Annotated in this window: 15 protein-coding genes; 4 read left to right on the top strand and 11 right to left on the bottom strand. The window is 32.2% G+C overall.

The features are described from left to right. Window positions 1–69: 69 nt before the first annotated feature. Complete coding sequence (gene greA / locus FNB79_RS05710) at window positions 70–543, bottom strand: transcription elongation factor GreA (protein ID WP_143380397.1); 474 nt, start codon at window positions 541–543, stop codon at window positions 70–72. A 150-nt stretch (window positions 544–693) separates the two neighbouring features. Here greA and FNB79_RS05705 point away from each other — a divergent pair, with 150 nt between their 5' ends. Beyond that, window positions 694–1,134, top strand: a complete 441-nt coding sequence (locus tag FNB79_RS05705) for a hypothetical protein (RefSeq protein ID WP_143380396.1) — start codon at window positions 694–696, stop codon at window positions 1,132–1,134. Window positions 1,135–1,171: 37 nt separating this feature from the next. Here FNB79_RS05705 and FNB79_RS05700 read toward each other — a convergent pair whose 3' ends face one another. From FNB79_RS05700 to FNB79_RS05665, 8 genes are all read right to left on the bottom strand, one after another. Continuing rightward, window positions 1,172–3,361: a TonB-dependent receptor gene (locus FNB79_RS05700; RefSeq protein ID WP_143380395.1), complete on the bottom strand. Its 2,190-nt coding sequence runs from the start codon at window positions 3,359–3,361 to the stop codon at window positions 1,172–1,174. Between the two features lie 345 nt (window positions 3,362–3,706). Next, window positions 3,707–4,114, bottom strand: coding sequence for an alternative ribosome rescue aminoacyl-tRNA hydrolase ArfB (arfB, locus tag FNB79_RS05695; protein ID WP_143380394.1), 408 nt, complete (start codon window positions 4,112–4,114; stop codon window positions 3,707–3,709). A 3-nt stretch (window positions 4,115–4,117) separates the two neighbouring features. Continuing rightward, window positions 4,118–5,671 carry a DUF4301 family protein gene (locus tag FNB79_RS05690; protein ID WP_143380393.1) on the bottom strand — a complete coding sequence of 518 codons (1,554 nt, stop codon included), beginning with the start codon at window positions 5,669–5,671 and terminating at the stop codon, window positions 4,118–4,120. Continuing rightward, window positions 5,668–6,234, bottom strand: a complete 567-nt coding sequence (locus FNB79_RS05685; RefSeq protein ID WP_143380392.1) for an AAA family ATPase — start codon at window positions 6,232–6,234, stop codon at window positions 5,668–5,670. Before FNB79_RS05685 ends, FNB79_RS05690 begins: the two co-directional genes overlap by 4 nt. Continuing rightward, entirely contained in the window at window positions 6,195–6,830 is a 636-nt protein-coding gene (pnuC, locus tag FNB79_RS05680) for a nicotinamide riboside transporter PnuC (protein WP_143380391.1), read from the bottom strand. Before pnuC ends, FNB79_RS05685 begins: the two co-directional genes overlap by 40 nt. Beyond that, window positions 6,814–7,074 (bottom strand): thiamine-binding protein, encoded by a 261-nt coding sequence (locus FNB79_RS05675; RefSeq protein ID WP_143380390.1) that lies wholly within the window; start codon window positions 7,072–7,074, stop codon window positions 6,814–6,816. The genes pnuC and FNB79_RS05675 overlap by 17 nt, the downstream gene beginning before the upstream one ends. Before the next feature lie 109 nt (window positions 7,075–7,183). Further along, window positions 7,184–7,909: a geranylgeranylglyceryl/heptaprenylglyceryl phosphate synthase gene (locus FNB79_RS05670; protein ID WP_143380389.1), complete on the bottom strand. Its 726-nt coding sequence runs from the start codon at window positions 7,907–7,909 to the stop codon at window positions 7,184–7,186. A 2-nt stretch (window positions 7,910–7,911) separates the two neighbouring features. After that, window positions 7,912–8,538 (bottom strand): 4'-phosphopantetheinyl transferase family protein, encoded by a 627-nt coding sequence (locus tag FNB79_RS05665; RefSeq protein ID WP_143380388.1) that lies wholly within the window; start codon window positions 8,536–8,538, stop codon window positions 7,912–7,914. A 62-nt stretch (window positions 8,539–8,600) separates the two neighbouring features. On the opposite strand from FNB79_RS05665, the gene ahcY reads away from it, so the two are divergent. Further along, window positions 8,601–9,917, top strand: a complete 1,317-nt coding sequence (ahcY, locus tag FNB79_RS05660; protein ID WP_143380387.1) for an adenosylhomocysteinase — start codon at window positions 8,601–8,603, stop codon at window positions 9,915–9,917. Between the two features lie 189 nt (window positions 9,918–10,106). Here ahcY and rpmA read toward each other — a convergent pair whose 3' ends face one another. Both rpmA and rplU read right to left on the bottom strand, forming a co-directional pair. After that, on the bottom strand, window positions 10,107–10,367 hold the full coding sequence (rpmA, locus tag FNB79_RS05655; protein ID WP_143380386.1) for a 50S ribosomal protein L27: 261 nt from the start codon (window positions 10,365–10,367) through the stop codon (window positions 10,107–10,109). 44 nt (window positions 10,368–10,411) lie between these two features. Then, the gene (rplU, locus tag FNB79_RS05650; protein ID WP_143380385.1) at window positions 10,412–11,032 is read right to left on the bottom strand and encodes a 50S ribosomal protein L21; all 621 of its coding nucleotides are present in this window, start codon (window positions 11,030–11,032) and stop codon (window positions 10,412–10,414) included. Window positions 11,033–11,397: 365 nt separating this feature from the next. Here rplU and FNB79_RS05645 point away from each other — a divergent pair, with 365 nt between their 5' ends. Together FNB79_RS05645 and FNB79_RS05640 are read left to right on the top strand one after the other, a co-directional pair. Continuing rightward, window positions 11,398–12,717 carry a M16 family metallopeptidase gene (locus FNB79_RS05645; protein WP_143380384.1) on the top strand — a complete coding sequence of 440 codons (1,320 nt, stop codon included), beginning with the start codon at window positions 11,398–11,400 and terminating at the stop codon, window positions 12,715–12,717. Between the two features lie 20 nt (window positions 12,718–12,737). Continuing rightward, a complete protein-coding gene (locus FNB79_RS05640; protein ID WP_143380383.1) occupies window positions 12,738–14,789 on the top strand; it encodes a M16 family metallopeptidase in 2,052 nt (683 codons plus the stop codon). The last annotated feature ends 38 nt before the right edge of the window (window positions 14,790–14,827 follow it).

The raw sequence follows: 14,827 nt of genomic DNA, 5'->3' as shown, positions 1-14,827 counted from the left end.
TTTTAGAGTGACTTGAAACTGTTTTCAATTTTAAAACTTTAGAAATCTCTATTTGTTTAGATCTTATAATTATCTTGAAATTTCAACAATATCAAATTTCATAACACCACTTGGCACTTGAATTTCGGCTACATCTCCAACAGATTTACCTAATAATCCTTTTCCGATAGGAGAATTTACTGAAATCTTACCAGACTTTAAATCGGCTTCGCCATCTGCAACTAAAGTGTAATTCATTTCCATACCATTGGTTTGGTTTTTAATTTTCACTTTAGAAAGCACCAAAATCTTAGACGTGTCTAATTGAGATTCGTCAATAACACGTGCTCCTGCTAAAATTTCTTCTAATTTAGAAATTTTCATTTCTAACATGCCTTGTGCTTCTTTAGCAGCATCGTATTCGGCATTTTCACTTAAATCTCCTTTATCACGAGCTTCAGCAATGGCTTGAGATGCTCGTGGTCTTTCTATATCTTTTAGTTGTCTTAGTTCGTCTCTTAACTTTTTTAGTCCTTCTGCAGTGTAATAAGATACTTTACTCATAACTTCATCGTTTTAATTAAAAAAAATATGTTTCACAAACCTTAGCTTATAAAACATAAAAAATCTCGCAATACGAGATCAATTCACAAATATACAAAATTTTTACACCAAACTGCTTTTTGTTGTAAATTGCAATTCGAAATTATGACTATGAAAAAACTTTTTTTAGCTACTCTACTTCTATTATTATTAATGAATTGTAGTACTAGCGACACTTATGAAGATAATCCTTACATTCCAGATTACAAGTTTGATACAGGAACTTTAATTAATACAACTTTACCAAAATATAATGCATTAAACTTTCCTGGAAATTATATAATTTTAGATAGCTATGGCGTTAATGGTGTCGTTTTATATTACGTAGGCTCTAGCATGTATACAGCTTATGAGCTTACAGACCCGAACCATAATGTTACGACCTGTTCTGTATTAGAAATTGATGGTATTTTAGCAACTTGTGGCTGTGATGACGAGAATACTTATAATATTGTTAATGGGTATCCAGAAGGTGATACAGATGGAGAATACACTTTGAAACCTTATTTTGTAAAAGTATCTGGCTCGACCATTAGAGTTTATAACGAATAAAAAAAGGCGATTCATATTAAAGAATCGCCTTTTTAATTTAAAATTTTAAAGTCGCTCCAACTAAAAAATTGGTTGTCGCTTGCGGGTAATAACCAGCTCCTTCTATAGTTGTAATAACATTTGGATCGCTCCAAGTATCATCATAAGTATAATAATAACCATTAGATACATATTTTTCATTAAAGATATTATTTACAACACCGCTTAATACAATTGCTTTAAAAATAGATTCCATTTTTATTTCGTAAGTAAGATTTAAATCATTTACAAAATAGCTATCTAATTTAGAAACTTCTGAGTCTGTGTTTCCCATATATTGCTCTCCTACAAATTTACTTAATAAAGAAATTTGCAAAGCATCATTTGGTTGATACACAATGGCATTACCTAAAACAATATCTGGTGAGAATGAAATGTTTGTTGATCCAAAATCTTTTAATTCACCATTAAAAGACTGATAAATTGATTTATTTTTATTAGTACTAAACGTTACATTTGGCTGAATTGAAAACCCTTTAGAAAGCCCTATTGCCGACTCAATTTCTAATCCTAACCTGTAACTTTCGCCACTATTAGTACGAATTGGATTTCCAACATCGTCTATATTTCCAGACAACACCAATTGTTCGTTATAATGCATATAATACACATTGGCATTAAATTTAAAACGTTGCTTTTCGTGTCTCCACCCCAATTCAAAATCATTTAATTGTTCTGGTTTTATATCTGGGTTATTTTGAAAATCGTCTCTTGTTGGTTCTCTATTTGCTCGCGCATAAGAAAAATACATATTATTATTTTTATCAAGCTCGTACGTAATACCTGCTTTTGGATTAAAAAAACTGTATTGCTCATCTATATTCAAGGGTGTTCGATCAGAATCTATACCTGTTGTTTTATAATCTACAAAGCGCATTTGTAGATCTCCAAATAAACTCCATTGTGTATTTAATCTGTAGGTAGCTTTTGCAAAAAGGCTTACATCTGTTTTCTTACCATTCCCATCGTAATAATGGTCACGAATTTCGCTATTACTAGCATATTTAGACCAAATAATTTCTCCAAAATGGTCGCCATCATACGTACTATAAGATCCTCCAAAAATGGCATTTACAAACTCATTTTTATAATTTGCATTTGCATTGATTACATAAAAATCATTGTCTAACCAACGCCGACGAATTATATCTGTAGTTTCAATAGTCTCTCCGCCAATGGTTACATTATTTAATCCGTAATCTTCAAAAGATTCATCTTCCTTATACTGCTCAAAATACCCACTCCCTTTGGTATAATTTAAACCTAAATTAGTAGACCAATTATTATTGTAGCGTTCATTCCAATGTAATTGATAGTGATCTTGCTGATAATCGTCTACTTCATTATCATAAAATTTTACAGTCCCATCTTCATCGGTGTAAATACCTGCAGAATTATAGGTTCTATCATCTTCTAAAGTTTCCTTATCTATTCCATTCCAAGATTGATAGGTGTTTTCGTGTCCACCAAAAACTACAGCTTTTATTAAAGTATTATCATCTACATACGCGGCTTGTAAAAAATACGATTTTAAATCTGTAGATGCACGATCTACATACCCATCAGATTTAATAATAGATAAACGTCCAGCAATTTCTACGTGATCGTTTAACAAACCAGAACTAAATTTTGCATTGTGTTTTCTTGTATTGAAACTTCCAAAACTATTAGATATTTCGGCGTAAGCATCTTTAGAAACAGCATCAGTTAATACATTAATACTTGCTCCAAATGCACCAGAACCGTTTGTAGATGTTCCTACACCTCGTTGTAGTTGCAAACTTTCTACAGACGATGCTATATCTCCTAAATTAACCCAGAAAGTTCCTAAAGACTCTGCATCGTTATAAGGAATTCCGTTAATTGTAACATTTGTAGATTGTGCACTAACACCACGCACTCGAATTCCCGTATAACCAATTCCTGCTCCAGCATCACTAGTGGTAACAACTGAAGGTAAATAATTTAAAAGTATAGGTAAATCCTGCCCTAAGTTACGCTTAGCTAATGTCGCTTTATCTACATTAGAATGCGTAATAGGCGAAGTGGCTTGCACACGTACGGCAGTAACCAAAATCTCGTCTAAAGTCTCGGTAGGAACAGTTGTAGAATCTTGCAGCTTTTCGTTTTGTGAAAATACTGAACTGGCTGAAAATAAACAGCAGGCTAAAACAAAAAAATGTTTCATTCGATATCGTTTTAATCGAATAAAAAGAGGCCCTTATTCTTTATTTTAAATTGTTAAATACATTGAGCAAGTAATATAATACGAAATAAATTGTCCTTTTTATAAGATTAAACCTTAACATGAAATAACTGCTATCATGCTTAGATTATTAATTAAAAAAACAACATTGATTATCGCATTGCATTATTAAAAATATTTAACCATATTTTTAATGCTCGATTCCTAAACAGCATTATCTGTTCTAGGTTCAATGGGTATGATCTCAGCCGATATTAGGCACCCCTTTATGAGAACGCTACAAATGTAATAACTATTCTCGATTCTTCTAATTTTTTAGATAAAATTCTACTCTATTTTAGGTTTTCGTCTATTAGCCTTACGCTCAGACACTACACGCTTACTTTTCAGACGTTTTTTAATTGCAGATTTTGGGATTTTTGTAGCTTTTCTAGGTTTAGATTGCTTTAGCCCGGCTTGTATAATATGTAAAAAACGACTTACAACCAATGCCTTGTTTTTATGCTGACTGCGACTTTCTCCGCATTGCAATAATAACACCTGATTTTTAGTTAATCTCGGCTTAAGCTTGGTTATGAGTCGTTTTTTTTCTTCTTCATTTAAAGCTAAAGAATCTAATATATTAAAACTCAATTCTATTTTAGTAGCCACCTTATTTACATGTTGTCCGCCTGCGCCAGAACTACGTATGGCTTTAAAGGAAACTTCTGATATAAGTTGAGCTTCATCTGTCATGCTTTAATTTTGATGCATTGGTTTTAATAAATCTGCTACTGTCTTTACAGGATTAAAAGTATTTAAAGGAACTTCTACAAATACTGTATTCCAATTGGCCATAGCTCCATTCCATAATCCTGGTAACTCTAAAGCTAATAAAGCTTTACCTTCTTTTGTTTTTTGAGTGATAAATCCTGTTTTAGGATCTACAAACTTTAATAAATCGAATGCATTGCCTTGATAATCTTTTGTACCACAAACTAAGTCTACAGGATTAAAATGCGTAGATCCATTTAATATGTCTTTCTGAATTTTATTTTCTAAATCTATTTGAGCAGATTCTACAATTTGAAGCGATAGATTTCCGTTAAGATCTTCTACCCAAAATGGACCTCCACCAGGTTCACCTTCATTTTTAACCATACCACAAACACGGATAGGTTTATTTAGTTTTTCTTGTAAATATTCTATCTGGTAAGTAGTTGCAAATCTTTCAAAATCCATTGCTATATCTACATTTAACTTACGCTTAAGAAACTCTGCTATTTCTATTAATTTTGCTTCATCGGCCTCTCCTCTATCTAACTCATTTAAATATTTAAAAGCCTGATCTTGAAGTCCTAAAAGCACACCTGCAAGCACTTTTTTATACTCAATAATATTCTCTTTATATTTAGACACTACTACATTATCTATATTTTTAATAAAAATAACATCTGCATCTAAATCGTTTAAATTTTCTATTAAAGCTCCATGTCCTGAAGGTCTAAAAAGCAAACTGCCATCTGCCTCACGAAAAGGTTCTTTTTCTGGTGTAAGGGCAATGGTATCTGTAGATTGTTTTTGGTATGAAAACGAAATATTATAATCTAATCCCGTCGTTTCTTCTACCTGAGGTTTAATTTTTTCAAACTCTGCATTAAATTTATCATTATGGGTTTCTGAAATTGTAAAATGTAGGTTTGCTTTTCCATTTGCAGAAGCATAAGATTCAGCTTCAAATAAATGCTCTTCAAAAGCTGTAGCTAGATGATCTTTGTATTTATGAAAAGGTAATAAGCCTTTTGGATATGCGCCGTAATCTAAAAATTTTTCGTCAAGCATAACATTTACAAAAATCCATTTTTTCTTATCCTCATTAAATGATTCATAATCTGGATAATTTTTAGCGATAACATCCATTACAACATCGTAAAATGGAAGTTGTTCTAGACCCTTAAAAAATGTTTCCAAATTTTTATCGTTATGAGTCTCTACATAACTACTAAAAGATGCAGTACCTTCTGGGTTAAAATTAGCTACAAAATTAAATAGGTTTTTAAACATTCTTGTGGCTGCTCCAGAAGCTGGCACAAATTTTAAAACGGATAATGTATCGCGTTTTGCATCGTATGCATTAACATATGCGTCACGTTCTGCTTGGTCAAATTTTAAAATCCCATGATTAATTATGGCTGGAGATTCTAAATCTATAAAAGGAATGCCGTCCTGGAATTGTTGTATTTGCCTATCTATTTTTTGAAGGGTCAGACCTTTTTTGTCTATGTACTTTAAATCTTTTTCTGAAAAATTCATGAGTGTTTTAATATTAATTTGTCTATGTGTTTTACGGCTAAATCGAAACGTTCTTTATAAGTTCCTTTTAGTAATACATAGGGTTTGTTGTAATCGATTAACGCTTTTTCGAAAGCTTGAAACATTGTTTCTCTTTCATTTGGTTTGTCTCGCACTTCATCTGCTTCCCAAGGGATATCAATATAAGTTAAAAAGTATAAATTATAATGATTTTTAATGGCAGATGCTTTTAAAATTTCATTGTTAAACCCGTTGTAATAAACTTCTGCATATACTTTAGTTTCTAATAAATTTGTATCGCAAATTAAAAGTTTTTCAGCTGTTTGGCTTAACTCATTCTCTAAAAATATTTGCCCTTTTGCAATTGGCATTACATCTGCTTCGGTTAAGGTTTCGTTTTTTTTTAATTTCTCCAAAGCATAAGTTCTAGAATATTCTGGAACAAAAACGGTTTTATAATGTGATGCTAGTTGTCTTGCCAACACAGTTTTACCGGTAGATTCTGGACCAAACAAAACAACTTTTATATTTTTTGAAGGTTTTTGTTTAAGGTATGCTTCCATGCGTAATATCCTGAAATTGCTATAAATGTAAATCCTAAATATTGAAGACTTGTAAAGGTAAATCCTTTATAAAAGTATAGCGGAATTGAAATCACATCTGCTATAATCCAAAAAATCCAATTTTCTATTTTGCGTTTTGCCATAAGCCACATACCTACAAAAAACAGTGCGGTTGTAAGTATATCTACCCAAGCGGTCCAACTATTTAATTTATTAAATATGGTATATATTACATATACAAAAACCATTGTGGCAAAAAAGATTCCGGCACCTAACTTGTATTCTGTACGTGACATTGTAGATATAGGAGTTAACACATTGTTATCGCCTGTTGGTCTGGTCCAAATATACCAGCCGTATACACTCATTATAAAATAATAAGCATTAATCATCATATCGCCTAACAAGCCCCAATGCAATAACAAATACACAAAAATAAGTGTACTTATCATACCCGTTGGAAAAACCAATATGTTGTTCTTTTTAGAATACCAAACAGAAAGAAAACCAAAAATTACAGCTACAATTTCTAATACTATATTAATGGTTTGATAGCCTTGGTATTGACCAAATAAAAAATTAAAAATTTGGGACATAATCGCTTCTATCGCTCTTCACAATTTTCATGTTAGCAATCACACCGTCTAAATGATCAAACGAGGTTTTTAAAGCTTCGGTTAAAAACGGCATAACCTTATTAAAATCGCCATATACTTGAGTACTTAACGGATTTTCTAGGACTGTAAATTCGGAAGCTCTAAGGGCTTTAATAAACTCTTGAATTGGTGGTTCGTAATCTGCTTGTAATGGCATTAATGTTAATTCTACTGATATTTCCATTATAATACGTGTATTGATTAATTGAAACGAGACGAAATCTCTAAGTTAAGTAATCAAAAATACTAAGGATTTTAGTTTATATGAAGTTATTTATAACTAAATTAAAAGTTTACCAGCGTTTAAGATCATTAAATAGATCTTCATTTTGCTCTAATGCGGTGCCAATAACCACTAAATTAGCTCCTGCATTAAAAGCATCTTCCATTTGTGCTTTGGTTTTAATACCTCCACCAACTATTAAAGGAATACTTAAATCGTTACTTACTGCTTTTATAATTTCTGGAGATACAGGGCTTTTAGCACCACTACCAGCTTCTAGATACATTAATCGCATCCCTAATAATTCTCCTGCCAGCGCCGTATTAACTATATTTTCAACATGTTTAGATGGCATTGGCTCGGTAGCTGTGACTTTCTGTACCATAGTCGTTTCGCCATTTTCAATTAACAAATACCCAGTGGGTATAATTTCTAAACTGGTTTCTTTTAATCGTGGTATGGCTTCTACATGCTTTCCTATTAAATAAGCAGGATTTCTACCTGACAATAGAGAAAGAAACAATAATGAATTTGCTTTATCTGTAATTTGCACAACATCTCCTGGAAATAGTACAACAGGAAGATTAGTATGTTTTTTTATTTCTAACACTAGGGGTTCTGTAAGATCTACAGGTACTGTACTACCACCTACAAAAATATAATTCGCTACAGATTGATTAATTTTTCTAACAAACCTTTTAACATCACTTAATCTAATTTTTTCAGGATCAATTAATACAGCTAATTGTTTCTTATTGCTAAAAATATTATTTAAAATATGATTTAATACGTTCATTCTTATGTTACTGTGTATACACACGTAAAATCTTCCAATTCTAAAAAATAGATATCGTAACGACTTTTGTGTTCTTTATAATCTATCCAGGCTACTGTCCTGTTTTCTTTTAAATCGAAAGGAATAACCAAAATATGGCTATAAAAACTCAATCCTGGAGTAGCATATAACTTATACAAGGCTTCCTTTGCACCCCAAATAACGGTAAGTTTTTTAACATAATCAATTTCATCTTCATTTAAGTAACAGAATTCATAATTTGAAAATTTATGGGCTATTAATTTTACTTTTTCTCTATTTTTCTCAATATCTATTCCTGTTTTATTATTACTTATTATAATTCCAGAAAACGTAAACGAATGTGTAATAGAGATATATCTACCATCTTTTAAATGTGGTTTCCCATTATCGTCGTAATACAAATCAGAATCTGTATACCCAAAATTGGCTAAAAGATGTCGTACACTTAAAAAACCACGTTGGTGTATTTCGCTTTTCATGCCTAAAACACGATCTAAACTTTCAGGTTTTAACTTAACTCCCTGAAACAATTCATGATAAGATTCTGTGATCTTCCAAATCTTAACAGTAGTTTGTGAGTTTGGATGTATGGTTTTATATACTGGCATTTATATTTCTCGTACTTATTATGTAACTTTGTCCTCTTAAATTTAGAGACAAATATACAATTATGAATACAAAAACGATTCCATACGTACCTTATAAAGTAAAAGACATGTCGCTTGCTGCTTGGGGAAGAAAAGAAATAGAATTAGCTGAAGCAGAAATGCCTGGTTTAATGAGCCTTCGTGAAGAGTATAAAGACAGCCAACCTTTAAAAGGTGCTAGAATTGCTGGATGTTTACACATGACCATTCAAACTGCAGTTTTAATTGAAACTTTAAAAGCTTTAGGAGCAGAAGTAACATGGAGTTCTTGTAACATTTTCTCTACACAAGATCAAGCTGCTGCTGCAATAGCAGAAGGTGGTACTGCTGTTTACGCTTGGAAAGGCTTAAATGAAGAAGAATTTGATTGGTGTATAGAACAAACCTTATTTTTTGGTGAAGACAGAAAACCACTAAACATGATTTTAGATGATGGTGGAGATTTAACCAATATGGTTTTAGATAAATATCCTGAATTAGTTAATGGTATTAACGGATTATCTGAAGAAACTACAACTGGTGTACACCGTTTATACGAACGTATGAAAAACGGTACATTACCAATGCCAGCAATTAACATTAATGATTCGGTTACTAAATCTAAATTCGATAACAAATACGGATGTCGCGAAAGTGCTGTAGATGCTATTCGCCGTGCAACTGATGTGATGTTAGCAGGAAAGCGTGTTGTAGTTTGTGGTTATGGCGATGTTGGTAAAGGTACAGCTGCCTCTTTTAAAGGTGCAGGTAGTATTGTTACCGTTACAGAAATAGACCCTATTTGTGCCTTACAAGCTGCAATGGATGGTTTTGAAGTTAAGAAATTAGAAACTGTAGTATCAACTGCCGATATCGTAATTACTACTACAGGAAATAAAGATATTGTACGTGGCGAGCACTTTAAAGCTATGAAAGATAAAACCATTGTTTGTAACATTGGTCACTTCGATAACGAAATACAAGTGGGCTGGTTAAATGAAAACTACGGAGATACTAAAAACACAATTAAGCCACAAGTAGATAAATATACAATTGATGGTAAAGATATTATCTTATTAGCCGAAGGTCGTTTAGTAAACTTAGGTTGTGCAACTGGACACCCAAGTTTTGTAATGAGTAACTCATTTACGAACCAAACTTTAGCTCAAATCGAATTGTGGACTAACAGAGATGCTTACAAAAACGAAGTCTACATGTTACCTAAGCATTTAGATGAAAAAGTAGCAAAATTACACTTAGCTAAAATTGGTGTTGAACTTACTGAGTTAAAACCAGACCAAGCTGAATATATTGGAGTAACGGTTGAAGGACCTTTTAAACCTGAGTACTACAGATACTAAATAGACATACGTTGCTAATGTATTAGCCACTGTTTTATAAATATTAAAAATCCCGAGCATGTATTTGTTTGGGATTTTTTTATAAAAAAAACGAAAGTTTCAATAACGTTGAAGCAACATAAGTTTACTCCAACACAAAAAGTCCTTACAAAAAATTGCAAGGACTTTATAGTGTTAAGAAACGATTTCTTAAGCCTCGAAAGGCACTATAGAAACGTAAGACTTGTTGTCTTTTTTCTTTGTAAATTTCACAACACCATCAACTTTAGCGTGTAATGTGTGGTCTTTACCAGCGTATACATTTTCACCTGCGTGATGTGTATTACCTCTTTGTCTTATGATGATATTTCCAGCAATTGCAGCTTGACCACCAAAAATCTTAACACCTAAGCGTTTTGATTCTGATTCTCTACCGTTTTTAGAACTACCTACCCCTTTTTTATGAGCCATTGTCTTAAGGTTTTATATTGTTAATAATAATGAATTTGAAAAAATTATTTTTCAATTCCACCGTCTAATCTGTCTTGTAACTCTTTTAATTCATCCCATTTACCATCTGCAGCTAACTGGGCTTGTTTTGGCCAAGTTTCTGTAACGATGTGAGATAATCTTGAGCTTGCAGCCGTTAATACTTCGCTTAATTTCTCAGCAGGAGTATTAGCAACTTTAGCGAAAGTATCGATTCCTGCGTTTACTAAAGCTTCAGCAGCTTTAGGTCCAGCACCTTCGATTTTCTTTAAATCATCTGCCTTAGTAGCAGTTGCTTTTTTAGCTTTTTTTGCTGGTGCAGCTTTTTTAGCTCCAGAAGCAGCAATGCTTTCAATTACGATTTCAGTAAGAGCTTGACGGTGTCCGTTTTTAACACGGTATCCTTTACGTCTCTTTTTCTTGAAAACAATAACTTTATCACCTTGAAGGTGTTTTAAGACTTTTGCACTTACTTGTGCTCCGTCTATAGCTGGGGCGCCTAAAGTTACATTGTCACCATCTCCTATAAGAAGTACATTATCAAAAGATACTGCATCTCCTTCTTCAGAAGCTAAACGGTGAACAAACACTTTTTGGTCTTTTTCAACTTTAAATTGTTGCCCTGCTATCTCTACAATTGCGTACATAGCGTAACGTTTTAATTATTAAATTTTATTCAAAAATGAGTGCAAATATACATCTAATTAATTAATCTACAAACCTTTTATGCGATTTGAAATAAATTTATTTCTTTTCACTAATACTCAATCTACATTATTTACATTTTAATACTGTTACAGACTTTTATAAAAATAAAAAAACAAGCTTACAAGCTTCTAGAACTAAACTCTAAACAAAAACAGTATCAAAAAGATAAACTTATATTTCCTTTTTTTTTAAAACATTTACCTCTAAATCATTTATCATTGTTTATTTTCGTAATTTATGTAATGATCTTAACAGCTATTAGACATATTTATAAATCAGAAAACAACTAAAACACCAACTTACAATGAAAAAATGCTTATTTTCTTTAGCTTCTTTGTTGCTCGTAGGCCATTTAGCTACTGCACAAAAAGTTGAATTTGAAGAATACGATTTAGACAACGGACTACATGTTATCTTACACCAAGACAATACTGCTCCAGTGGTAACCACATCGGTAATGTATCACGTAGGAGCCAAAGACGAAAACCCAGATCGAACTGGATTTGCTCATTTTTTTGAACACTTATTGTTTGAAGGTACTGAAAATATAGAGCGTGGAGAATTCATGAAAATTATTCCTGCAAACGGCGGAAAATTTAATGCTAACACCACAGATGATAGAACTTACTACTATGAAGTATTCCCTTCAAACAAAGTAGAACTTGGTTTATGGTTAGAATCTGAACGATTAATGCACCCTGTTATTAATCAAATTGGTGTAGACACACAAAATGAAGTTGTTAAAGAAGAAAAACGTATGCGAGTAGACAATCAGCCTTACGGGAAATTTCTAGAACAAGTTAAAGTTAATCTGTTTAAAAATCACCCTTACCGCTGGACTACCATTGGAAAAATGGAACATTTAGATGCTGCCACCCTAGAAGAGTTTCAGGCATTTAACAAAAAATTCTATATTCCTAATAATGCCGTACTAATAGTCGCTGGAGATATTAATAAAACGGAAGTTAAAAAAATGATCAAAGATTACTTTGGTCCAATTCCAAAAGGCACACCTATTGTTAGAAATCTGGCAAAAGAAGCCCCTATCACTAAAGAAATTAAAGCTAAAGCCTACGATAGCAACATTCAGATTCCAGCCATTATTGAAGCTTACAGAACACCTTCTTATAAAGACAAAGACTCATATGTATTAAATATGATATCTCAATATTTAAGTGGAGGTAAATCGTCTAAATTATATAAAAAATTAGTAGACGAAAAGAAAATGGCATTACAAGTAGGAGCCATGAATATTAGTCAAGAAGATTACAGTGCTTATATTGTTTTTGGATTACCTTTAGGCGAAACTACATTAGAAGCTTTAACAAAAGAAATTGATGAAGAGATTGTAAAAATTCAAAACAATTTAATTTCAGAACGAGATTACCAAAAACTACTTAATCAATTTGAAAATCAATTTGTAAATTCTAATTCAAGTGTAGAAGGTATAGCAAATTCTTTAGCCACATATTACTTACTTTACGACGATGTAAATTTAATAAATAATGAAATTAACATTTACAGATCAATAACAAGAGAAGATATCCAAGCCGTTGCTAAAAAGTACTTAAATCCTAACCAAAGGTTATTATTAGAATATTTACCAGAAGACAAAAAGCAATAATAACAAAACGTTCAGAAAAAATGAAAACAAAAATATCAGTATTAATCGTATTGTTTTTAATGTCTGTTAGCGTTCATGCTCAAATAGACAGATCCAAACAACCCGAATCAGGACCTGCACCAAAAATTACTTTAGAAACACCTCAAGAATTCACTCTAAAAAATGGTATTAAAGTGTTAGTTGTAGAAAATCACAAATTACCTAAAGTAACCTATTCATTAAGATTGGACAACAAACCTATAACAGAGGGAAACAAAGCAGGAGTTTCTAGCTTACTGTCATCTATGTTAGGAAATGGCACCACTTCGATCTCAAAAGATAAATTTAATGACGAAATTGACTTTTTAGGTGCTAGCCTAGGATTTGGAGCTCAAAATGGCTACGCATCATCATTAAGCAAATACGCTAACCGTATTTTAGAACTCATGGCAGATGCCGCTATAAATCCGTTATTTACAGAGGAAGAATTTCAGAAAAGTAAAGACCAACTTATAGAAGGTTTAAAATCTCAAGAAAAAAGTGTAGATGCTATTGCTGCTAGAGTTGGCAATGCTTTATCTTATGGAAAAAATAATCCGTTTGGAGAATTTACTACTGAAGAAACTGTAAACAATATTACGCTTCAAGATGTTAAAAATTTCTATAACACATACTTTATTCCTAACAATGCCTATTTAGTTGTTGTGGGAGATGTAAACTATAAAACAATAAAAAAAGACATCACTAAAAAATTTGGTGCATGGAAAAAAGGTACAGAAATTAAATCGGCTACACCCCCAATTACTTCAAATGTAACTACTACTCAAATAGATTTTATTGATGTTCCAAACGCAGTTCAATCCAATGTAGTAGTCACAAATACTGTAGATTTAGAAAAGGGAGACGCAGACTACTTTGCCGCCAAAATAGCAAACTATATATTAGGTGGAGGTGGTGAAGGTTATTTATTTAAAAACCTTCGAGAACAACACGCTTATACTTATGGTGCATATTCTTCACTAAATGAAAGTCGTTATAATGCAGGGCGCTTTGAAGCCAGCGCTAGTGTAAGAAATGCTGTAACCGATAGTGCCGCTGTTGAAATTTTAAACGAAATTAACAGAATTAAAACTCAACCTGTAGATGTTAAAGATTTAGAAAGTGCTAAAGCAAAATATGTAGGAAATTTTGTAATGGCCTTAGAAAAACCTGAAACCGTTGCAGAATACGCTCTAAATATAAAATTAAACAACTTACCAAAAGACTTTTACGAAACATATTTAGAGAAAATAAATGCCTTAACTCCTGCAGACATCCAAAATGCAGCTAAGACATATTTTAAACCTGAAAATGCACGTGTAATTATTGTTGGAAAAGGTAGTGAAGTATTAACAAATCTTGAAAAAACAGGAGTACCTATTGCTTATTACGACAAATTTGCAAATCCTGTAGAAAAACCAACATACGACATTGCTTTGCCAGAAGGCGTAACTGCAAAAACTGTATTACAAGATTATATTAATGCCGTTGGAGGTCAAGAAAAACTTACCGCTGTAAACACTATAAATATTATTTCTGAAGCTGAATACCAACCAGGAATGATGATGAATTTAGAAATTAAGAAAACAGCTAAAAACCAATTTTCTCAAAACATTACCATGATGGGGCAATCTGTTATGAAAACCGTAATGAACAATAAAACAGGTTATGTTGTTATGCAGGGACAAAAAAAAGAAATGACTGAAGAAGAAGTCTTAAAATCTGTTGCAGAAGCTGCACCGTTCCCTGAACTTAATTACCTAACTAGCACTGTATCTTTAGAAGGTATAGAAGATGTAGAAGGTGAACAAGCTTATAAAATTAAAATTAGCGAAGAATTATCTGTATTTTACAGCGTTGAATCTGGTTTAAAATTAAAAGACGAAAGAACCACTCCAATGGGTAGTGCAGCCTTATTTTATTCTGATTACAAAGATTTAAACGGCATTAAGTTTCCTTACAAATTATCTCAAACTATGGGACCACAAAAATTCGATTTTATAGTGAAAGAAATAAAAGTAAACGAAGGCGTAACTAATGAAGATTTTAATTAATTTACATTACAAATTCACAACTAAAACCGAAGTTAACA

This window comes from Formosa sediminum (assembly GCF_007197735.1).
Taxonomy (GTDB): Bacteria; Bacteroidota; Bacteroidia; order Flavobacteriales; family Flavobacteriaceae; genus Formosa; species Formosa sediminum.
Note: the sequence above shows the minus strand (reverse complement) of the source record. Positions and strands in the feature narration are given on the sequence as shown.